This window comes from Bacillus sp. SIMBA_005 (assembly GCF_046535585.1).
In the GTDB taxonomy this organism is placed as follows: Bacteria; Bacillota; Bacilli; order Bacillales; family Bacillaceae; genus Bacillus; species Bacillus pumilus.
On record NZ_JAWRWI010000005.1, the window covers coordinates 177,606 to 198,858 of the forward strand.

The 21,253-nt window shown below is 41.6% G+C and carries 19 protein-coding genes and 1 riboswitch; of the genes, 5 read left to right on the forward strand and 14 right to left on the reverse strand.

What is annotated here, in order from left to right; genetic code table 11:
• Positions 1 to 55: 55 nt before the first annotated feature.
• The 7 genes from SB660_RS10320 to SB660_RS10350 form a co-directional block, all read right to left on the reverse strand.
• Positions 56 to 1,066: a LacI family DNA-binding transcriptional regulator gene (locus SB660_RS10320; protein ID WP_180310111.1), complete on the reverse strand. Its 1,011-nt coding sequence runs from the start codon at positions 1,064 to 1,066 to the stop codon at positions 56 to 58.
• A gap of 68 nt (positions 1,067 to 1,134) precedes the next feature.
• The gene (gene uxaC, locus SB660_RS10325) at positions 1,135 to 2,571 is read right to left on the reverse strand and encodes a glucuronate isomerase (protein WP_180310110.1); all 1,437 of its coding nucleotides are present in this window, start codon (positions 2,569 to 2,571) and stop codon (positions 1,135 to 1,137) included.
• Positions 2,572 to 2,707: 136 nt separating this feature from the next.
• Complete coding sequence (locus SB660_RS10330) at positions 2,708 to 4,462, reverse strand: HAMP domain-containing sensor histidine kinase (RefSeq protein WP_180310109.1); 1,755 nt, start codon at positions 4,460 to 4,462, stop codon at positions 2,708 to 2,710.
• Positions 4,463 to 4,465: 3 nt separating this feature from the next.
• The gene (locus tag SB660_RS10335) at positions 4,466 to 5,188 is read right to left on the reverse strand and encodes a response regulator transcription factor (RefSeq protein WP_410582408.1); all 723 of its coding nucleotides are present in this window, start codon (positions 5,186 to 5,188) and stop codon (positions 4,466 to 4,468) included.
• A 177-nt stretch (positions 5,189 to 5,365) separates the two neighbouring features.
• Positions 5,366 to 6,181, reverse strand: coding sequence for an ABC transporter ATP-binding protein (locus tag SB660_RS10340; RefSeq protein ID WP_169055691.1), 816 nt, complete (start codon positions 6,179 to 6,181; stop codon positions 5,366 to 5,368).
• 19 nt (positions 6,182 to 6,200) lie between these two features.
• A complete protein-coding gene (locus SB660_RS10345) occupies positions 6,201 to 7,223 on the reverse strand; it encodes a FecCD family ABC transporter permease (protein ID WP_410582410.1) in 1,023 nt (340 codons plus the stop codon).
• Positions 7,224 to 8,276, reverse strand: a complete 1,053-nt coding sequence (locus tag SB660_RS10350; RefSeq protein WP_410582412.1) for a FecCD family ABC transporter permease — start codon at positions 8,274 to 8,276, stop codon at positions 7,224 to 7,226.
• A gap of 259 nt (positions 8,277 to 8,535) precedes the next feature.
• On the opposite strand from SB660_RS10350, the gene SB660_RS10355 reads away from it, so the two are divergent.
• Positions 8,536 to 9,474, forward strand: coding sequence for an iron-hydroxamate ABC transporter substrate-binding protein (locus tag SB660_RS10355; RefSeq protein WP_410582414.1), 939 nt, complete (start codon positions 8,536 to 8,538; stop codon positions 9,472 to 9,474).
• A gap of 35 nt (positions 9,475 to 9,509) precedes the next feature.
• Here SB660_RS10355 and SB660_RS10360 read toward each other — a convergent pair whose 3' ends face one another.
• The 3 genes from SB660_RS10360 to SB660_RS10370 form a co-directional block, all read right to left on the reverse strand.
• On the reverse strand, positions 9,510 to 10,916 hold the full coding sequence (locus tag SB660_RS10360; RefSeq protein WP_058013694.1) for an amino acid permease: 1,407 nt from the start codon (positions 10,914 to 10,916) through the stop codon (positions 9,510 to 9,512).
• A 192-nt stretch (positions 10,917 to 11,108) separates the two neighbouring features.
• A riboswitch (Lysine riboswitch) is annotated at positions 11,109 to 11,287 on the reverse strand.
• Between the two features lie 121 nt (positions 11,288 to 11,408).
• Positions 11,409 to 11,552, reverse strand: a complete 144-nt coding sequence (gene sspJ, locus SB660_RS10365; protein ID WP_003213383.1) for a small acid-soluble spore protein SspJ — start codon at positions 11,550 to 11,552, stop codon at positions 11,409 to 11,411.
• Positions 11,553 to 11,634: 82 nt separating this feature from the next.
• The gene (locus SB660_RS10370; RefSeq protein WP_058013693.1) at positions 11,635 to 12,063 is read right to left on the reverse strand and encodes a MarR family winged helix-turn-helix transcriptional regulator; all 429 of its coding nucleotides are present in this window, start codon (positions 12,061 to 12,063) and stop codon (positions 11,635 to 11,637) included.
• A 171-nt stretch (positions 12,064 to 12,234) separates the two neighbouring features.
• Here SB660_RS10370 and SB660_RS10375 point away from each other — a divergent pair, with 171 nt between their 5' ends.
• The 4 genes from SB660_RS10375 (at position 12,235) to modB (ending at position 16,292) form a co-directional block, all read left to right on the forward strand.
• On the forward strand, positions 12,235 to 12,726 hold the full coding sequence (locus SB660_RS10375) for a metal-dependent hydrolase (RefSeq protein ID WP_410582417.1): 492 nt from the start codon (positions 12,235 to 12,237) through the stop codon (positions 12,724 to 12,726).
• A 122-nt stretch (positions 12,727 to 12,848) separates the two neighbouring features.
• On the forward strand, positions 12,849 to 14,699 hold the full coding sequence (locus SB660_RS10380; RefSeq protein ID WP_061409600.1) for an LTA synthase family protein: 1,851 nt from the start codon (positions 12,849 to 12,851) through the stop codon (positions 14,697 to 14,699).
• Positions 14,700 to 14,850: 151 nt separating this feature from the next.
• Entirely contained in the window at positions 14,851 to 15,627 is a 777-nt protein-coding gene (modA, locus tag SB660_RS10385; RefSeq protein ID WP_061409602.1) for a molybdate ABC transporter substrate-binding protein, read from the forward strand.
• Entirely contained in the window at positions 15,627 to 16,292 is a 666-nt protein-coding gene (gene modB / locus SB660_RS10390) for a molybdate ABC transporter permease subunit (RefSeq protein ID WP_410582420.1), read from the forward strand. Before modA ends, modB begins: the two co-directional genes overlap by 1 nt.
• 38 nt (positions 16,293 to 16,330) lie before the next feature.
• Here modB and SB660_RS10395 read toward each other — a convergent pair whose 3' ends face one another.
• From SB660_RS10395 to SB660_RS10410, 4 genes are all read right to left on the reverse strand, one after another.
• Positions 16,331 to 17,176 (reverse strand): aldo/keto reductase, encoded by an 846-nt coding sequence (locus SB660_RS10395; RefSeq protein WP_180310101.1) that lies wholly within the window; start codon positions 17,174 to 17,176, stop codon positions 16,331 to 16,333.
• Between the two features lie 69 nt (positions 17,177 to 17,245).
• Positions 17,246 to 18,115 carry an ROK family protein gene (locus tag SB660_RS10400; RefSeq protein ID WP_410582556.1) on the reverse strand — a complete coding sequence of 290 codons (870 nt, stop codon included), beginning with the start codon at positions 18,113 to 18,115 and terminating at the stop codon, positions 17,246 to 17,248.
• 63 nt (positions 18,116 to 18,178) lie between these two features.
• Positions 18,179 to 20,194 carry a Na+/H+ antiporter gene (locus SB660_RS10405; protein ID WP_410582422.1) on the reverse strand — a complete coding sequence of 672 codons (2,016 nt, stop codon included), beginning with the start codon at positions 20,192 to 20,194 and terminating at the stop codon, positions 18,179 to 18,181.
• 319 nt (positions 20,195 to 20,513) lie between these two features.
• The gene (locus tag SB660_RS10410) at positions 20,514 to 21,125 is read right to left on the reverse strand and encodes a trimeric intracellular cation channel family protein (protein ID WP_003212961.1); all 612 of its coding nucleotides are present in this window, start codon (positions 21,123 to 21,125) and stop codon (positions 20,514 to 20,516) included.
• Positions 21,126 to 21,253 lie beyond the last annotated feature (128 nt).

The window sequence follows — 21,253 nt, forward strand, 5'->3', positions numbered from 1 at the left end:
ATTCTCCTATCTGTAATTTATGCACACGTGAACATTTCTCTATAAAAGATGCTGATTACTGCATCTTTTTGACTGAATCTCTAATCATCAGCTCTGTGTGGACATACACTTTTTCCATATGATCTTCTTCTTGCTTTTCACCGTTAATGACGGATAGGATGGCCTCTGCTCCAAGTGCACACATTTTTTCGATTGGCTTTTTCACCGTTGTCAGTGCAGGCGTGGTATAGGATGAAAATGCAATATCATCAAAACCGATAATAGAGACATCACCCGGGCACGTCTTGCCCTTTGCATATAAAGCATTCATCGCACCAATGGCCATGTCATCATTAGAGCAAAAAAGTGCTGTTGGCGGATGATCAAGGGTCAGCAGGGATTCCATTGATTCATAGCCGCTTTTCATATGATAGTCACCCGCGATCATATATTCTTTTTTCATAGGAATATGGTGATCAATTAACGCTTGGAGAAAACCAGCTTTTCTCTCCTGAGTCGATTTAAAGCCTTCTTTTCCTTCAATGATGGCGATTTGTTGATGGCCTTGCTGAATGAAATAGTGCGCTGCCTGGTATGCTCCTTGACTATCATCTGCTAATATATTCATCACTTCATTACTTTCTACACGGCGGTTCAACACAATGATTGGAATGCCCTGTTTCTTGACATGATGGATAAACGCTTCATCGTGCTCACTTTGGCTCATCAGCAAAATGCCATCGTAGCGCTGCTTATGAATGGTTGTGTAATCGTGAAAATCGTCAATACCCCTAACAAACAAATTGTAATGCTCTGTCATGACGCTATTGACGCCTTTTAACGCATCCACAAAGAAGCTTGAGGATGTGCCTTCTGTTAAACTCGTAAAAAACAGACCGATTGTAAACGATTTTTGTGATACAAGGCCTCTGGCATGGACATTTGGTGAATAATTCAGCTGTTTTGCAATCGACAAAATCTTTTGTTTTGTCTTCTCTTTAATAAAAGGACTGTTATTCAAAGCCCTTGATACTGTGGTATGAGAGACATTTGCCAATTTTGCTATGTCTTTAATTGTGACTGTCATGCTATTCCGCCTTTTATGATTTTTTTCCATCTTATCATAAAACCGCTTTCATTTTCTTGTCTTTCTCTTCATGTGATTTTACTTTGATGATAGAGCTGCTTTGCCCGGTCAAATTGAAAATATTGCTTGGCGTTTTCATAGCTGATACCTTTCACAATGCCCCCTAACAGCTCAAGGTCATAGGGGACTTCTCCTTTTTCTACCCAATCCCCGATAATATCACAAAGCAGCCTTCGGAAATATTCATGCCTTGTATAGGACAAAAAGCTTCTTGAATCAGTCAGCATTCCGATAAATCGGCTGATCAGTCCGATACTGGAAAGAGCCATCATCTGCTCTGTCATTCCTTGTTTCGTATCATTAAACCACCAGGCTGTGCCGTGCTGCATCTTCCCCGGTGTCTTCCCGTCTTGAAAGCTTCCAGCCAATGTTGATATCACGACATTATCCCTTGGATTCAAGGAATACAAAATCGTGTTTGGCAATGCATCTTTTTGTTCTAAACGATCTAATATGCGGCAAAGCGGCTTTGCAATGTCTTCGTCATTCATCGCATCGTACCCCGTATCTGGTCCGAGCCGCTCAAACATTTTCGTATTGTTATTTCTAAGTGCATTGATATGAAGCTGCATTGCCCAGCCACGCTCACAGTAAGCCTGACCTAGCATAATGAATGTCTCTGTTTTAAATTTGATCTTCTCTTTTTCCGTCAATGGATGACCAGACATTCTTTTATGAAAGATAGTCTCCACTTCTTCTTGTGTCGTTTCTTCATATGTCATTTCATTAATAGCATGATCCGAGATCAAGCAGCCGTGTTCATGGAAAAAATCAATTCTCGCTCTGAGGGCATGTAAGAAGTCTTGGTAGGATTGTATTGGAATAGCTGAAGCCTCTGCCAGCTCATGAACATATTTTTCAAACAGATCATTCGCTATATCTAGAGCTTTATCAGGTCGAAACCCTGGAAGCACTTGTACAGAGAATCCCTCTTCCCGCAGTTTTTGATGATATTGAAGTGAATCGACCGGATCATCTGTTGTCACAACGGTTTCAACGTTTGATTTCATGATGAAGTCTCTCGCCCCAAATCCCTCTCCTTGCAGCTTTTCATTGACTTTCTGCCAAATGATATCTGCATTTTTTTCATTTAATAGGTCTTCGACTTCGAAATACCTTCTCAGCTCTAGATGGGTCCAGTGATAGAGCGGATTTCCTATGGTCATAGGGACGGTCTTCGCCCACGCCAAAAATTTATCATCATCAGATGCATCACCCGTGACGTGCGTTTCAGGAATGCCATTTGCTCTCATGGCCCGCCATTTGTAATGATCTCCATAAAGCCAAGCCTCAGTGATATTTCGGAAGGTTTTATTTTCATAGATGTCTTTAGGACTTAAATGGCAATGGTAATCTATGATTGGAAGGTCCTTTGCAAACTCATGATATAACTTTTCCGCCGTTGGACTGTTTAGTAAAAACTGCTCATCTAAAAAGGCTTTCATCAAATTCCCCCATCCCTCTTATCGTATGAAAATGATTTGTTCACGTTAACAATTTAATTGTAATCGTTTACAAAGTTGATTTCAATCCTAAAATAGGAAAAAACGATCTCCTTCAGAAAGGAAAATCGTTTTTTGTCTATTTTACAGGGGGTGATTTTTTTAGGATAATCGCAATAGTTGTTCCAGCACCAGGTTCACTTTCTACTTGAATATCACCGTCATGCAGTAAGACAAGCTCTTTTGCTATTGCCAGACCAAGTCCTGTTCCATTCGTTGGGTCATTTGTATTTGTCCCTCTATAGTAGCGGTTAAATAAGTGATCGACCGTTTCTTGTGCCATTCCGCATCCGTTGTCTTTCATTTCGATCCGAACTTCTTCATCTGTTTCAGACAAAACAGCTGTAATATGCGTGCCTTTTTGGTTATGCTTGACTGCATTCGCCAGCAGGTTCTCAATCACTCGCCTGAACCAAGCTTTGTCGATCTCAAAGATGACACCGCTAGTTTGATCTTCAAAAGAGGATGAAAAATCCTCAGAAAAAGAGCTTCTTGAAAACTCGTCCATAATAGAGGCTAAAAATTCACCCAGCTCGACCGGCTTTCGATTAATAGGCAAGGCCCCATTTTTCAATCGATACGTGAGGTTTAAATCTTCAATCAAGGTCGACATGTATTCTGATTTCTCACGAATCACCTGTCCCATTTCCATGACTTCTTCCTTGGACCATTGATATTGATCAGATTCAAGCATGAGCCCGTAGCCGTAAATGGTACTAAGTGGTGTTTTCAAGTCATGAGACAATCCTGCAATCCATTCTTCCCTTGTGGTTTGAATTTTTCTACGGTTTTCTTCATTCTCTTTTAATGTAAGCGTGAGCTGATCCATTGTTTTTAGGATATCCTCAAATAATCGGTATTCCCGCTTAATACGACCTTTTTTATTTTTACTGATTGGAATTCCTTTTCTATTTGTTGGTTCCTGCAATTTATTTCTAGATAAGAAAATCAGCCAGCGGATAATGTGATAGATCGGAAGACCATAGCGATACGAGTACCATAATGTCATGACGATAATAACCGTAATCACAAGACCTGCAATTAAAATGGTTGTATATTGATTTAATGCGTCTGTTTCTTTATCGTATAATCCATCTGGGCTGTATACTTTATTTGGTACAGAAATAATGATATACAGATTTTTATTCACTCTAATATAAGACAGATCACTTCTAAACTCCCAAGGCTTTGATTGATACTTGAGCAGTTCAACATCTGTTACATCATGTTTCAAATTGGTATTGGCTCGAATGCCTTTTAAATATTTCCCTTCATCATTGAACAGGTGCACCGACCCATTCATTCTCTTCAAGAATTCTTTCGTTTCAACCGAATATTGAGAGAGTGCAGCCAAATTTTTCTCGTTCTGCTTCAAATAATTGGCTACCTTTGTGCTGTTTGTTTTAAACCCATATAGCACGATAAAGCTTTTTTGATCAATCTCAATTGGCCAGAAGTACATCTTATAATCTTTATATTGCCTTTTTTCAAAGATCTTGATCATTTCATCCTTTTGATAGGATGTTGGAATGGACTTGGGGCGGTGATAACTATAGACGTTATGTTTTTTTGAATCAATCACTTGCAGCCAGCCGTCTCGTTTTCTCACTGCTTGCTTGAGCTGATCATCGGCTTCCATTTCTCCATCCTCGTTAAAATAAAGCCAGCTCATGAGTGTATCTCCATCAGCTTTTGTTAAACCGGTTTCAGCCATGTTCTCGTAGTATTTTTTTAAATATAAATTATCAGAGAACGTATTTCCGATTAACAAAATGGCAATCACAATAAACATTTGTCCGACAAAGTGAAAGAAAAGTTTTGCTCGTAAATTCATGAATTAATGATGAACCTTTACTGGGTGTGGTATAAATTTATATCCCATTCCACGGATCGTCACAATATATTCGGGCTGACTCGGATCTAACTCGATCTTTTCTCTCAGCTTTCGAATATGAACCATGACGGTGTTGTTATCACCATATGATGGAACGCCCCATACTTTCTCATAGATTTGATCTTTTGAAAGAACCACATTCGGATGATCACAAAAGTACTTCAGCAAAGAAAGAAGCTGAGCAGAGCATGCAGTCAACTCTCCTCTTACTTTCAATTCAGCTGAATGAGGATGATAAGAGAAATGAGCATATTCATATTGACTTTGAGCCTCTTCTTGCTCTTCCTTTAAAGAGATATAAGTTCGGTTTAAGTGAGCCTTAATTCTAGCCACAAGCTCTAGCGGATTAAATGGCTTTGTGATGTAATCATCTGCCCCTTGAGCAAAGCCGGTCAGTTTATCTACATCAGACGTTCTTGCAGTTAAATAGAAAATGGGTGCTTTCGTATATTTTCTCATTTCAGGAAGAACATCAAAACCAGACTTACCGGGCATCATCACATCTAGAAGTAAGAGGTGGATGTCCTCGTTTTTGACAACATCTAATGCTTCATCTGCATGGTAGGCTTTATATATATGCTTGAAACCTTCTTTTTTTAATACGCGTTCAACCATTTTGACAATTGCTTCTTCGTCATCTGCAATCAATATTTTTGCTGTTTCCACGCATCTCTTTCCTTTCTAGCTATGATCTCTAACCGTATATTACCATTGTCTAAAGTAAAAAAGTACCTCTTTTCTGCATAAAAGCGAAAAAATATCAACTGGGAAAAATGGTGGTACTAGGAAGTTTCAGAGACGCAAAAAAAACTCGGCTATTCCACCGAGTTCCTTTTACTTCTATTATCCATTCACAGCTTCTAGCTTTCTTTCATGGTTCACCAAATCATATGTTAAACAGATCGGCTTATTCGTTCTAGGATCAAGTACGATTTCTGCATCAATGTGGAATACCTGACCAAGCACCTCTTTGGTCATGACCTCATGAGGCGACCCATCTTTGATGACTTTTCCTTGATTGAGAGCAATCATGTAATGAGAAAAACGTGCGGCATGATTCAAATCATGAATGACCATCAACACAGTTCGTCCCTGTTCTCTGTTTAACCGTTCTAGCAGCTGAAGAATCTCGAGCTGATGTGCCAGGTCCAAATACGTCGTCGGCTCATCCAATAGAAGCAGTTCTGTTTCCTGGGCAAGTGCCATTGCAATCCATACACGCTGACGCTGTCCACCAGAAAGTGCTTCAATTGGCCTGTCATGAAAAGCAATCATGCCCGTTTCCTCAAGTGCCCATCTGATGATTCGTTTATCTTCATTTGATAAGCGACCAAATCCATTTTGATGTGGGAAACGTCCATATGACACCAGCTCATACACTGTCAGTCCGCTTGGTGCTTCGGGTGTTTGCGGTAGGATCGCCATTTGTTTTGAAATTTCTTTTGTAGGCGTTTGATGAATAGCCTGACCATTTAAGTAAACAGCGCCTTGATTGGACTTCATGATACGGGACATTGTTTTTAAAATTGTTGATTTCCCGCACCCATTCGGTCCGATCAATGTTGTCACCTTGCCTTTTGGGATACTGATATTTAAATCCTCTACAATCAAACGGTCCTGATAACCGATACATAGCTTTTCTGTTTCAAGCGATTTCATATGTTTTTCTCCTCCCTCATTAGTTCGTTTTCATCAATAAGTAAATGAAGTAAGGTGCACCTAAAGCAGAAACGACTAGACCAACTGGCACCTCTGATGGTGCAAGTATGACACGGCCGAGTGTATCCGCCAGTAATAATAACAGTGCGCCAATCAACGCGGAGGCTGGTATCATTCCTTGGTGCTTTGGTCCAACAAGCTTTCTCGCCAAGTGCGGTGCGGCTAACCCTAAGAAAGAGATACTCCCTGCAACAGCGACACTTGCACCTGCTAATGCAACGGCAATCAGCATCATAAAGCTTCTTTCTTTATGAACTGAAATCCCTAATCCATAGGACAGCTGGTCACCTAAATTCATGATATTTAAGTAGCGTGCTCTCACAAGCGCTAACACAAGGAAAATAAGCATCCATGGCAAAACTGATAGGACATACGTCCAGCTTGAGCCCCAAATGCTTCCTGATAACCACACAATGGCTTGGTTAAAATCATTTGGGCTCATTTTTAATTGAATGACCACAATTGCTGCTGAAAACGCAGCATTGACGCCAATACCCGTTAAAATCAAGCGAACAGGTGTGATGCCTTTTTTCCACGCTAACACATAGATAAGAAATGCAGCAAAGGCTGCACCTGCAAATGCGAAAAGCGGCAGTACAAAAATCGTCAAATGACCTAAGTTCGACATCGTGCCTTGAAATGCAAAGATAAAAAGCACAACAGCAAACCCTGCGCCCGCATTCACACCAAGAATACCAGGATCAGCTAAGCCGTTTTGAGAAACACCTTGCCAGATAGCTCCTGAAACAGCAATAGAAGCACCAACAAGTAAAGCGATGATCATTCTTGGAAGTCTAAATTCGAACAGCACCAGCTCATCCATGTCACTTCCGAGTCCAAAAAATGTTTTCAATGTATCTATCGGAGAAATACGAATTTCTCCGGTATTTAAACTAATCAAAAATACCACGACGATGGCTAAAAAGATCATCAGCATCGTTCGTTTATATTTCTTTTTCTTTGCCTGCTGCACCATTTCCATTTAAATTCCGCTCCTTTCACGTCTAGCTAAGTATAAGAAGAAAGGAACGCCTATAATCGCAGTAATGGCACCAACTGGTGTTTCAAATGGAGCATTGACCAGTCTTGCAGCAACGTCTGCATAAATTAACAAGATGGCCCCTAAAATAGCTGAGCAAGGGATGATCCACCGGTAGTCCACTCCGACCAAGAATCGAGTGACATGGGGAATGACAAGCCCGATAAAGCCAATTGAGCCTGCCACTGACACAGCAGCACCGGTTAAAAGAATCACGACCAATATTCCTAGCACCTTGACCGTTTTCGTATACTGCCCGAGCCCTTTAGCCAATTCATCACCTAAGCTCAGTACAGTGATCGAGCGAGCAAGGATCATCGCAATCACAAGCCCTACGATGGCGACTGGAATAACGACCTGAATGTTGCTCCAATTCAAGCCTGCCACGCCGCCTGCGTACCAAAAACTCATGTCTTGAGCGACGTCAAACCGAATGGCAATTGCTGAAGAGATCGAGCTTAAAAGAGCTCCAACCGCCGTACCCGCTAGTGCGAGCTTCACTGGGGTTAGTCCTCCCTTAGACAGGGTACCGACACCAAACACAATAGATGCACCGAGTGCGGCTCCAGCAAATGACCAAAGAATTAATGTGAAAGATGATTGGCCAGGGAAAAATGCAAATGCTATCGCAATCGCAAATGCAGAGCCATTTGTCACACCCATAATTTCAGGAGACGCAAGCGCATTTCTTGTCATCCCTTGCATGATGGCACCAGATACAGCTAAAAAGGCACCGACGAGTGCAGCCCCAACTGTACGCGGCAGCCTCAATTCCCGAATGATTTGATGTGAAGTTTGCTCTTGATCAAAATGAAAAATGGCTTCCCATACCGTGTGTAGATGAATATTTGCTGCTCCTAATGATACCGATAAAAAAAGACCAAATGCTAAAGCGATGATTCCTATGATGACAACAGCTGCTGTTCCAAAAGGCTTCGTGACAATATCCATTGCATCGTCCTTGGCTGGCAGCTGCTTATTCGATTGTGAGCCCAAAACCAGTCTCTTCCTTTCCGTTCATATCTATTCCTTATCAGTGATAATGATTATCAATCTCGAAGTCTAGTATATCATTTTCTTTCCTTTTTGAAATCATTGTTCTGAACATTTTCTTTATTTTCATCAAAAAACCGGGAGAAATTCACCATTTTTCTTTAGGTCCTAACATAGCCGATGCATTTTTCATTCCATCGTGTTACGATATAATTGAAATTGAGAATCATTATCATAAGAACGTGAATAGGAGAGAATCTTTGTGAAAAAACGATCTGGATTTCTTTTGATATCCTTAGCCTTTCTCATGCTTTTTACAGCTGCTTGCAGCGGCACTTCAAATAAAAAGTCTGGCGCCAACCAGGATGACACAATCACCTATCAGGACGTGAAAGGCGAAGTCAAACTCCCTAAAGATCCAAAACGAATTGTGCTTTTGGCAGAAAGCTACTACGGTGACCTCGTGACACTTGGCAAGACGCCGATTGCTGCAACTGCCCCCATCTTTAAAAACCCTTTCTATAAAGGCAAAACAGATGGTGTCAAAAACCTTGGAACATCCCCTTCTGTCGAAAAGGTCGCCGCTTTGAAGCCAGATATGATTATTGCTTGGGGAGAAGACGAGAAATTTGATCAATACAAAAAAATTGCGACAACCGTTGCCATTAAATACAATCAATATTCCTTTAAAGATCAGCTGAAAGAATTCGGTAAAATGACAGGTACACCGAAAAAAGCAGCAGAATGGATCACAAAATGGGATACAAAAATAGCTGAGGTAAAGCCTAAAGTAACAAAAGCGGTCGGCAGCAAAACCGTTTCAATCGTGTCACCCTTTGATAAAGGTATCTATATCTTTGGAAACACCTTTGCACGCGGAGGCGAAATTATTTATGATGAGCTGAAATTACGTGCACCAAAGGCAGTTAAAAAAGATGCCATCGACAGCGGCGTCGGCTATGCAAACATTTCCCTTGAAAAGCTGCCAGAATACGCAGGCGACTATATTTTCACTAGTCCATGGAGCGGTTCAAAAAGTAAAGGAGACCAGGTGTATGAAAGCAGCATTTGGGCATCACTTCCTGCTGTACAAAATAAACACGTATTTGAAATCGATCCTGTCGGTTACTTCTTTAATGACCCAGTGTCACTAGAAGGACAGCTTGAGTTTATTGTGGACCGTTTAACATCTGAATCATAAAAAAACGTTTCTCCATATACGGAGAAACGTTTCCCTTATACCGTTCCTTTGGCAAATCCTTTTGACATCAATGGATAAAGCAAAATACCTACTAAGAACAGACCGATGCCAAGTCCAAATGTTTTAAAATCAGCTGTTCCTGAAATAATGACCCAAGCGGAATACCCCATCGCAACAAGCGCAATGATTCCGTCTCTTGTTCGCTTCCCTTTTTGAAGATCATACGTGTCACCTTGCATGATGACTTTAAAGCTATAGATCGAAGACACAATATACGGAATGAGATACGCAAGTGTCGCTGATGTCGTTAAAAAGGTAAAAGCTTCATTAATCGTACGAGACATCACTGAGAAAATAAACAGCTGTGACATAATGTTTGTAACCGTTAAAGCAAAAACAGGACTGCCTTTTTTGTTTGTTTTTGCAAATACTGCCGGGAAATCGCCAGCCTTTGCTGCTTGATACGGTACTTCTGAACCAAGTAAGATCCAGCCAAGCATCGAGCCAAATAAACAAATAATCGCAAGCAATGCCATTACAATTCCGCCAGCCGGCCCAATAATAAGCTGAAGCACGTCAACGAATGGTTTATCTGAGCCTTGCAACTGATCGTGCGGCAGGACGCCCATTGTAATCAAAGTAATAATCATGTAGATAGAAAGTGCAATTAAAAGTCCTGTAATCGTTGCACGTTTCACATCGCGCTGCGAGGACGCTCTTCCTGATAAAATGACAGCAGACTCGATGCCAATAAATGCCCATAGTGTGGAAATGGCCGCATGATGAATTTGGCCCCCAAGTCCGAGCATTCCTTCGCCCTCTGCTGCAACTGGGAAGTAATAATGTTCAAATAATGCCGTTTGGAATGCAAATAACCCTGCAACAATAAAAAGGACAAATCCAAGTACCTTTGAAAAGGTCGTAATAAAGTTTAATTTACTTGCAGCACTTAAGCTTGTAATTAAGATCGTATGTGTTCCCCAAAGAAGAATGGTACATACAATAAACGTGGTCAGCTGACCTAGTGTGATCGCTTCTTTACCAAAGGTGAAAATTTCCGTCTTCACGGTGAGAATTGGGAAAAATGTCGTTAAATAACCAGCAAGACTCGTAATAATCGCGACATTACTAATCCAGCTTGCTACCCAATATCCCCAAACCATTGTAAAACCGGCCGCTTTCCCTTTTTTCGGATCGTTAAAAAGCGCTCTTGCATAACTTTGTGGTCCAGCCGTCAGCTGCGGCTTATGAATGGACAAATGCCCAAAAACAAGTGCAATCATCAGCACACCGCCACCTGTGACAAGCCATGCCATCGTCACACCTAAAGGACTCGCATGCTGGGCAAGCGTACTTGGCAGCATAAAGATGCCTGAACCTACCATATTTCCGACGACAAAAGCCGTCAATAACCAAAAACCCCATTTTTTTGTCTGTTCCATTTCCGTACCTCCGTTATATTCACTTCGGACCAGACCCGGCAGTATCTTCATTGATATATTTGTGAAGCAATGACTTGTATTCTTTATGTTCATTATGGGTCACTTTCTTAACAGCATACCCTTATCTTCAGTACTCAGAACATAAAAAAAAGCCTGAACAACAGTCCATGCTTTTCAAAACATACACCTTGATCTCCGGATAGCCCTCCACGCTTCAAAGACGTGGCAGTCCTGCATTTATTCAATGCAGACCCAGCATAAAGAAAGTTGGAGCTCTCTCTACACTTCGGCGCTGATGCCTTTTTTCTCATGATCTTCGATTCCATCTCTCCCATGAGTGACTCATCATCCGCGCAACCTCTACCTCACTGAGACATAGCGTGAGGATTTCTATTCATTTTTACTACACGAAGGTTATCAAACATTCTCACTTCTGTCAAAGGGAAAAACATAGAAAAAGGGCAGAGATCTTTTTCTCTGCCCTATACCTGCTTATTGATCGTTATTTTTCTTCTTTTGTACAGCTTCCTGAAGCGGATCGCCTGCTAGCTCTTTGCTTGCTTCTTCTAACAGCTGATCTACTTGCTTGTGGTCTTTCTCGCTTTTCGCCTTTTTATCCTTTTGGAAAAATGACATCGCTGTTTCCTCCCTTTTTATAAAATGCGGTTGCCTGTTTAATTTGTGCTACAGTGCGCCGCATTATACAAAGTGGAAAGGCTCAATCATCATGAAAGGTCTGTCTCATTTTTTGCAGATACGTCAAAAAGGTCTTTAAGTCTTCCTTTGTGAAGTCTGACATCATATGCTGAATCACCTTTCCGAAAAGACGTGTATGCTTTTCATAAATCGCCTGCCCTTTTTCGGTGGCTTCTAATCGGACGAGCGAGGGGTCATCTTTGTCCCGTTCTCTCTGAATATAGCCCTGCTCACATAATTTATTGAGTGCAATGGAGGCTGCACCTGGGTTTAAAGAGAGCCTTTGTTTCAGCTCTTCGGCATGTGATACTTTGCCTTGTATCAAAATAGTAAGAGCATATATCTGCGGAGGCGTGATGTCTTTTTCTAACTCAAGTAACTTGCGGTTTAATTTACGGCTGACTTCATAATGTACAAGAACAATTTCTTTTAAAATGTCTGCATTACCCATCCGAATCGCATCCTTATCGTTAGTATCAACTTGACTTCCTCCTTATTATAGAATGTTTTACCAATCAGCCAACCCTTTTGTCCTTTTTTTCTTTAGAAATAAGCCTTGCTGAATGAATTCACCCTTGATATAGTGAATACTTGAACAAAAAATAGAACAGGAGTACGCATCATGACAGGAAAAACACACATTATGGGCGGAATCGCCGCCTCAACGGCCGTCGCCTACTACTACGGATTCGACCCAGTCATCATGGCTGCAGCTGGATCAGCAGGTGCTTTGATCCCCGATCTTTGCCATACAAAAAGTAAAATCGGTAGAAAATTTCCGCTGCTCTCGGCCCTGATCAGCAGCGTATTCGGTCATCGCACGTTTACTCACAGTTTATTATTTCTGCTGATCATTTATTTTCTAGCAACAACATACATTCCAAATGACAGCCTAAGTATTGGTTTATTAGTTGGAATGGCGAGCCATCTTATCCTTGATGCTGGAACAGTAAACGGCATTAAATTTTTATTTCCAGCTTCCATTAAAGTGCGTCTCCCCTTCTATGTCAAAACAGGCAGCACAGGAGAACAAGTTGTACTAGCTGCTCTCACTGTCGTCACCTGCTATTACATCGCAGTCATCTGCGGCATGTCTATCCCCATCCAGATCTAACAGAATAAAAAAGAGTTTTGAAAAAGATAAGATATGAATTGATCATTCCTCATTTTTTTAGTAGGTTTAAGATAAGTGTTTTTGCCTTGCAGCTGAATACAGAATGGTGAGGAGATACATAGATGAAAGCGTTTTTCAAAAATCACTGGTTTTTAGTGTATTCCATCCTCTTTATGTGGATGAAAACATACATCATTTATCAACTAGGTTTTCACATACGAACAGCCAATCTGTTTCATGAATGGCTGCTTTTGATCAATCCACTTAGCTTTCTACTCCCTTTGTTTGGGATAGCTCTTTTTTTAAATGAAACCAAACAAAAGGTTTTTTTATTGACTGCAAATTTTATTCTCACGGCGATTCTTATATCGAATACGATCTTTTACGGTTTTTATATTGATTTCATTACCATTCCCGTGCTATTCCAAGCGAAGAACATGGGAGATATGGGCAGCAGTATGACGGAATTATTCCACCCGCTTTTTGTGCTGATGCTCGTTGATTTTGTCGTACTTGCTTGGCTGCTCAAGCGCAGACCATTAGCCCCAAAAGCGTCATACAAGACGATCAAAACATATTATGCGATCTGCTGCAGCTTCCTATTGTTTCATGTCAGTTCAGCTATGATGGATCACCCTAGATTTCTGACAAGCTCTTATGATCGTGAAGTCATTGTTAGAAACCTCGGGCTGTTCCAATTTCATCTGTACGACGGTGCTGCCCAAACGGCACGCATTGGACAAAAGGCTTTTGCAGATGAAGATACGCTTTCTACTGTAGCAAACTACACAAAGGCTGATTACAGCGCACCAAACGAAGAGTACTTCGGACTAGCTAAAGGCAAGAACGTTGTGTTCATTTCACTTGAATCGACGCAGCAATTTGTCATGAATCAAAAGGTGAATGGACAATATATCACTCCCTTTTTAAATCAATTGGCTAAAAAGAGTTTTTATTTTGATGAATTTTATCAGCAGACAGAGCAGGGGAAGACGTCCGATTCAGAGTTTATTGTCGCTAATTCTCTCTATCCTTCTAGCAGCGGCGCTGTTTTTTTCACAGCGAGTGACAATGAATATGACACATTATACAAGCAGTTGAAAAAAGAAAACTATCAATCCGTCCAATTTCATGCGAATAATAAAACGTTTTGGAATCGTGATGTGATGTATGAATCTCTAGGAATTGATCGTTTTTACGATGTCGATTCATATGATGTCAATGAACGGAATTCCACTGGCTGGGGTTTAAAGGATATCGACTTCTTTGATCAATCCGTTGATCATTTAAAAAAGTTGAAGCAGCCTTATTACAGTACGTTCATTACTTTGACCAATCATTTTCCATTTGAAATTGACCCGAAGGATCAGTTTATTGATGAATATGATTCGTCCAGCACTATTTTAAACCGCTATGTGACGACCGTCCGCTATCAAGATGAAGCGATTAAGATGTTTTTTGATCGTATGAAAGAAGAAGGATTGTATCACAATACGATGTTTGTCCTCATGGGTGACCATTATGGCATCTCTGAGGCACATCATGAGGCAATGGCACAGCTGCTCAATCAAGAGGAAATCACACCGTTTGATGCGGTCAAACTGCAGCGTGTTCCATTTTTGATTTACATTCCTGGTGTCACGGATCAAGCACCGCAGACGATTTCTGAAACAGCTGGTCAAATGGACGTGAAGCCTACACTTCTTCACTTACTAGGGATTGAAACGAAGGATTCCATTCAATTTGGCAATGATTTATTTTCAAATGAACGGACGCCTTTCGCTGTATTGAGAAACGGGAACTTTATTACAGATGATTATCTCTATACAAAAAACACCTGCTATGATCAAAAAACAAAAGAACCCGTGAAGCAGGATGAGGTATGTCAGCCCTATATAGAAAAAGCCAACAAAGAGCTCTCCTTATCAGACAAGGTGATCAATGGGAATTTGCTGCGTTTTTATCAGCAGTAAACAGGATAAAACGATCTCCTTTGTCGTCATGCTAAAAGTCGCCATTTGGCGGCTTTTTCTTCTCTCTTTTTGCTGAAAGCCTATGAATGCTCAAATAAGTTTGCTTATAATAAAGGGAACTACATGATATTAAATGATAAGAGGTGTGAACATGAAGTATACATTCTTAGCCCTCATCTCCATATGTTTGCTCCTGAGTGGATGCCAAACAGAGATGAAGCGATCTAATTCGAATAAAGAAACAGAGCTTGTGATTTCAGCAGCGGCAAGTCTTCAGGATGCACTAAAGGAAATTGAAGCCTCCTTTCACAAACAGCATCCACATGTGACATTAACGAATAACTACGGGTCATCCGGCGCATTGAAGCAGCAAATCGTTCAAGGAGCAAAAGCGGATCTCTTTTTCTCAGCAGCTGAGGAGCCTTTTGATGAACTTGTTCAATCCGGAGACATTGATCAAGATTATATCAAGGACGCCATACAAAACGAGCTAGTCCTTATTGTGCCAAAAGATGGCTCTTCCTCTATTAAAAGCTTTCAAGACGTCCAGCACATAAAAGGAAAGATTGCTCTTGGCACACCTGAATCGGTTCCTGCAGGTACATATGGCAAAGAGATCTTCACAAAACTGAACATATGGGACCAAGTGAAAAAGAATGCAGTCTACGGCAAGGATGTGCGGCAAGTTCTAAGCTACGTCGAAACAGGAAATGTTGACGCTGGTGTTGTGTATAAAACAGACGCCCTCGTCTCCAAAAAGGTAAAGATTGCAGCTGAGGCACATTCGGACATGCACTCCCCGGTTATATATCCAGTAGGGATTGTCAAAGGGACAAAACATCTAACAGAAGCCAAGGCCTTTTTTGAATTTCTTCAATCTGATAAAGCCAAATCAATTTTTAAGAAATACGGCTTTCAAGTGTCGTAATGCCTATGCTGACTGAAGACTTTCTATCACCCATTTGGCTGTCCGTTCAAGTGGCCATCGTTAGCGGACTGTTGGCCACTGTCTTTGGCACAACAATTGGCTTTTGGATGGCGCGAACTACTTTTAAAGGGAAAATGATTGTGGAAACGCTCCTGATGATGCCGCTCGTTCTCCCGCCAACAGTCGTTGGCTTTTTATTGCTCATCGTATTCGGAAAGCATAGTGTAATAGGGGGCGCGATTGAATGGATCTTCCATCAGCCGGTAATCTTCACATGGTGGGCGGCGGTCATTGCATCGACTGTCGTGGCATTTCCGCTCATGTATCAATCAGCAAAGGCGGGCTTTTCTACAATTGAGTCAGATATTGAAGGGGCTGCAAAAGTAGATGGTGCTCATTCATTCCAAGTCTTTGCCTATATTACTGTACCTCTTGCCCTGCCTTCCCTCTTGTCAGGCAGCATCCTTAGCTTTGCAAGAGCCCTTGGGGAATTCGGAGCGACCTTAATGTTTGCCGGCAACATCCCAGGAAAAACCCAAACACTCCCAACCGCTATCTATGTGGCGATTGATTCTGGGCGTATGGAACTTGCTTGGGCATGGACGATCTGTATTGTGATCTTATCTTTTATGATGCTTTTGGCTGTTCGTAGAAGCAGTACATAAAAAAACCCCTTTCTCACATGAGAAAGAGGATTTTTTATTTATTCAAACCCAACCGTCATCGTCTCTGGATTCGAGCCGACGCGCTCGTTATTGTTTAATGCATCGATTTTTTCCATGTCTTCTTTTGAAAGTTCGAAATCAAAAATATCTGCATTTTGTTTGATACGTTCTTCGTTGATTGATTTAGGAATCGTCACGACGCCGCTTTGCAGATCCCAGCGCAAGATAACTTGTGCAACGGATTTGTTGTAGCGTGCAGCAATGTCCTTTAATACGTCATGATCTAATAGCTTTCCTTGCATAAGCGGAGACCACGCTTCAATTTGAATGCCTTTTTCTTTTGCGTATTGACGCAGTTCGACAAGTGTCAGTTTCGGATGAAATTCAACTTGGTTCACGGCTGGAACAACTTCAGCATTCTTTAATAGCTCTTCTAAATGCTGAATGTAGAAGTTGCTGACGCCAATGGCTCTCACTTTCCCATCCTTGTAAAGCTTCTCAAGCGCACGCCATGTGTCTTTAAATGTTTCTGCATTTGGGCCAGGCCAATGAATCAAATAGAGGTCTAAGTAATCAAGGCCTAATCGATTTAAGCTTGCGTCAAATGCAGCCAGCGCTTTGTCATAGCCTTGATCCGTATTCCATACTTTAGACGTAATGAACAAATCTTCTCGTTTCACGCCAGATTCTTTAATTGCTTTGCCTACGCCTGTCTCATTTTTATAAACGGCAGCCGTATCAATACTGCGGTATCCGTTTCGTATGGCTGCTTTTACGGCATCTACCACTTGATTGCCGTCCTCCACTTTGAATACACCTAAACCAAACCAAGGCATTTCCACTCCGTTATTCAGTGTTACGGTATCATTCAAGCTTTTAACCATTTTAACAACCACCTTTTTCATAGATTCCATCTTTTTCATTATCTCACGTTGTCCATTAAAACTCTATTATCAGACGTTTTTCTTCGCTTCGATGGCTAACAGCAAAGCACCTGTCATGCCGGCCTTGTCTTCAAGTTCTGGAGAGACAATATATGAATCAAGCAGCGGCAGGTCTACATAATCATTGAGATAAGCAGCAAGCTTCTCTCGAATTAGTGGAAACAGTTGTTTTTGCTTCATGACGCCCCCGCCCATAATGATGCGCTCTGGGCTTAAAATAAGCGAGTACTGCATCAGTGCCTGCGCCAAATAGTCGGCTTCAAGTGTCCAAACTGATTCTTCCTCTGTGAGCTCTTTAGCAGATTTCCCCCACCTTTTCTCAATCGCTGGTCCAGCGGCCAGTCCTTCTAAACACGTCCCATGCGCTGGGCAGACTCCTTCAAACACGTCTGATTCATGCTGCCTGACAAGGATGTGCCCCATTTCTGGATGCGAATGACCGTGAAGAAGCTCGTTTTTTACAACAGCGCCAGCACCGATACCCGTACCGACCGTGATATACATACAGCTATTCAGCCCTTTGGCTGCTCCTTTTGTTAATTCACCTAAAGCTGCCGCATTTACATCTGTTGTAAAAGATACTGGGACTTCTAATTGCTTCTCTAGCTCTGGGATGAACGGGTAATGCTTCCACTCTACTTTCGGCGTGTTCATGATATAACCATAGGAAGGGTCGTCCTTTTGGACACAAATCGGTCCAAAGGAGCCGACCCCTAAAGCTTCAATGTCATGCTGCTTGAAAAATGGGATGAGCTTTTGTAATGTTTTTTCTGGGTGCTCTGTAGGTATCGTCATTTCTTCGAGAATGTCCCCGTGCTCATTGCCGATTGCACAACAAAACTTTGTACCGCCAGCTTCAATTGCTCCATAATACGCCATCATTGATCTCCCCCTGCTTGTTCTCTTTCATCATCATAAAACATAGGGGAGGAGATGACAACATTACGTATTGGTCAGAAGAACAGCTTCCATATCATTGATATACTCCCTTAGATGATGGGCAATATCACGATTGATTTCACCATTTTCATACAAAGTTTGAATTTCATTTCGAATCGTCTGTACAGCTTGGAAGTTAAGCTCTTTTTTCTTCCGGTCAAATGAACGGTCTTTTTGCTGAAAGAAGCTTGGACCGTGTTCACAGCGATAAATGACTTGGTTGTAAAAGCCAATCACTTGATGACACGTTTGTTTATTTTCATCGGTCATATGCTGTTTGATCGAGTCCACAGCAGCCTCTGCCGTTTTCTTACGGATTTGCTTGTACGAGTCCTCGTTTTCTAAAATACCGCTGGAAACGAGCTGATTCGGCCGCCATAATTGGAGCCATTGAAGCAAGCGTAGAAACTTCACTTTTGAGAAACGAATTTTGAAGGAGTTTGAATACAGCATTTCGAGCTCATGAAATCTTTCTTGCAGCTCATAGGCTTCATGTTTATCGATTTTCTCTTCCTCAATGAGCTGTTGGAGCTTCATCTGTTCCGCTTTAATTCCGTGCAGCCTGATTTTTTTCTCTTGTCTTCTCATCCCGAATTGGTACGGCTCACGCTGGATATTACGCAGCTTCATTCGGTAATCATTGATGAGCGCAAGAGACACTTCTCTGTTGTCTTCATTCATTCCTTCTCTTAGCGTTTTAATCGCACTTCTCAGCAGCTTCCGTTTCGCATGCTGAATCTTTGTATCCAAATCCACAGCGATTTGTTTGTCTTTTTTCTCAGATAGAAGAGGCAGTAGCACACTAGCTAAAATGAGTGTACATAAAATGACGCCTGCTGCGAGGAAAATAATCAAATGCCGTTCAGGAAACGGTGATCCGTCCGCAAGCGTAAATGGTATTGAGAAGGCACCAGCTAAAGTGACAGCTCCACGAACACCAGAGAATGTCATCAGCATCGAAGCACGCAGCTTCGGTTTTTTCACATTCTGCTTTTTCGTTACACTCCAGTTACCTGCCCAGAAGAGCCATACCCATAAAAATCTCAGAATCATGAGACATAGCGTGATGATTAAGATGTAACTGATGACCTGCAAATTATTAAACGCTTCATCCTGGAAAATGACTGTCGATACATCAGGAATCTGCAGTCCTAGAATAACGAAAACAAGTCCGTTTAATATAAATAAAATAATATTCCATGTGTTTGATGAAGCAATTTGCAGTTTGGCTAAATTTGCTTCCATTCGATCCTGCTCAATGGCATGTGTCACACCACCAGCAACAACGGCTAAAATGCCGGATACACCAATTTCTTCAGCTGCTAAATAGATAACAAATGGTGTAAGGATTTGCAGGATGATGTGCATCGTGACATCGTCCATTCCTAAACGGCGGAGAAAATAGCGAAAACGAATGATAAAAAAGGATAGAATAAATCCAGTCAATAGACCACCTGCGGCAATCAGGACAAAGCTAAAGGATGCCTCAGCAATTGAAAAAGCGCCAGTCACTGTTGCTGCAATGGCAAATTTAAAGGCAACAAGTCCTGATGCATCGTTCATCAATCCCTCGCCTTCCAAAAGTCTCATGATGCCCTTTGGCATATTCACACGGCTGGAAAGAGCACTGACTGCTACCACATCTGTCGGTGATAAAATTGCTGCAAGTGCAAATGCGGCTGGAAGCGGAATGCTTGGGATCATCCAATGGATGGTATATCCCGCCACAATGACTGTCGCAAAGACTAAACCTAAGGCTAACAGAAGAATCGGCGCTCTTAATTTCCACAGCTCATCCCTTGGGGTACGCTTCCCGTCATTAAATAACAGCGGCGCAATGAATAAAACGAAGAATAGTTCAGGATTTAAAGAAATATGTAAACCTGAAGGAAAAGCTGCCACCAGTATTCCTAAGCCCACTTGAATTAACGGGACTGGAATAAAGGGGACAAAACGATTGATAATATTAGATGATGCAATGAGTGCTAGTAGTACGAGCACTGCTAAAAAAATCTCCACTAATACGTGTCCCTCCTTCATTCATGTTTTTGTCAAGTTTTGCTTACATGCAGTGATGTGTTCATTTCAAAAATTCATCCGTTCTGTGATATATGCCTTCTTAGTATTCCGCAAAAAGAGAAACCAACACATAACAATCCATCTAGGCAAAAAAAGACTGAATCCACATATTCAGCCAGCTGACAAAATTTTCATCACATGCATTGTTCTAATGATGAACAAAAAGATCCTGTTTTTATTTTACACGAAAACTCTCTTACCTGCTGACATCCAGCTCGTATTAAACACAAAAAAAGAGCGAAATCGCTCTTTTCTCGTTTTACCCTTTATTTAAAAAATAAGACCTAGCGGGAAGCCGCCATTTGAATAGGTAGGAACACACTCTGCATACGACTAGGATGAGAAACAGCAAATACAAAGCAATCTCTCCTTGTGCTAAACCGAGTCCTACGAGTAAGCCGCCAAGTGCTGCCCAGACTGCGTAAATCTCCGCTTTTAGCACAAGCGGCTTGCGCCCTGCCAATAAATCACGCACAATTCCGCCTCCGCTTCCAGTCAAAATGGCTGCCACAATGACCGCACTGAGCGGGAGCTCTCTTTGCACAGCAAATAATGCACCTTGGATCGCAAACGCTGCTAACCCAATCGCATCCGAGAAATTCCCCCATGTGCTCCAGTGCTTGAGCAAAAGCTTTGGAAAAAGAAACACAATCGTAATGGATACAAGAGCAATGGTAAACATCTTGCCCTGTGACCATAAAGCAGACACCGGAAGACCAATTAATAGATTCCGAATCGCTCCACCGCCAAATGCTGTCACAATCCCTAAAATGTACACACCAAGAATATCGTACTCTTCCTCCATTGCCACTATCGCACCACTAATGGCGAATGCGATAATACCAATGATACTTAAGACTTCCCATGCCATTTTCCGCTTATCTCCTTACATGATCTGATCATCTCATACTACTCCCTTAATGTATATCTGACATAAGCGAAAAGCAATACAAATTTTCTTTAAATTTTATCTTTTTGCAAAAATAAAAAATAGCCCGC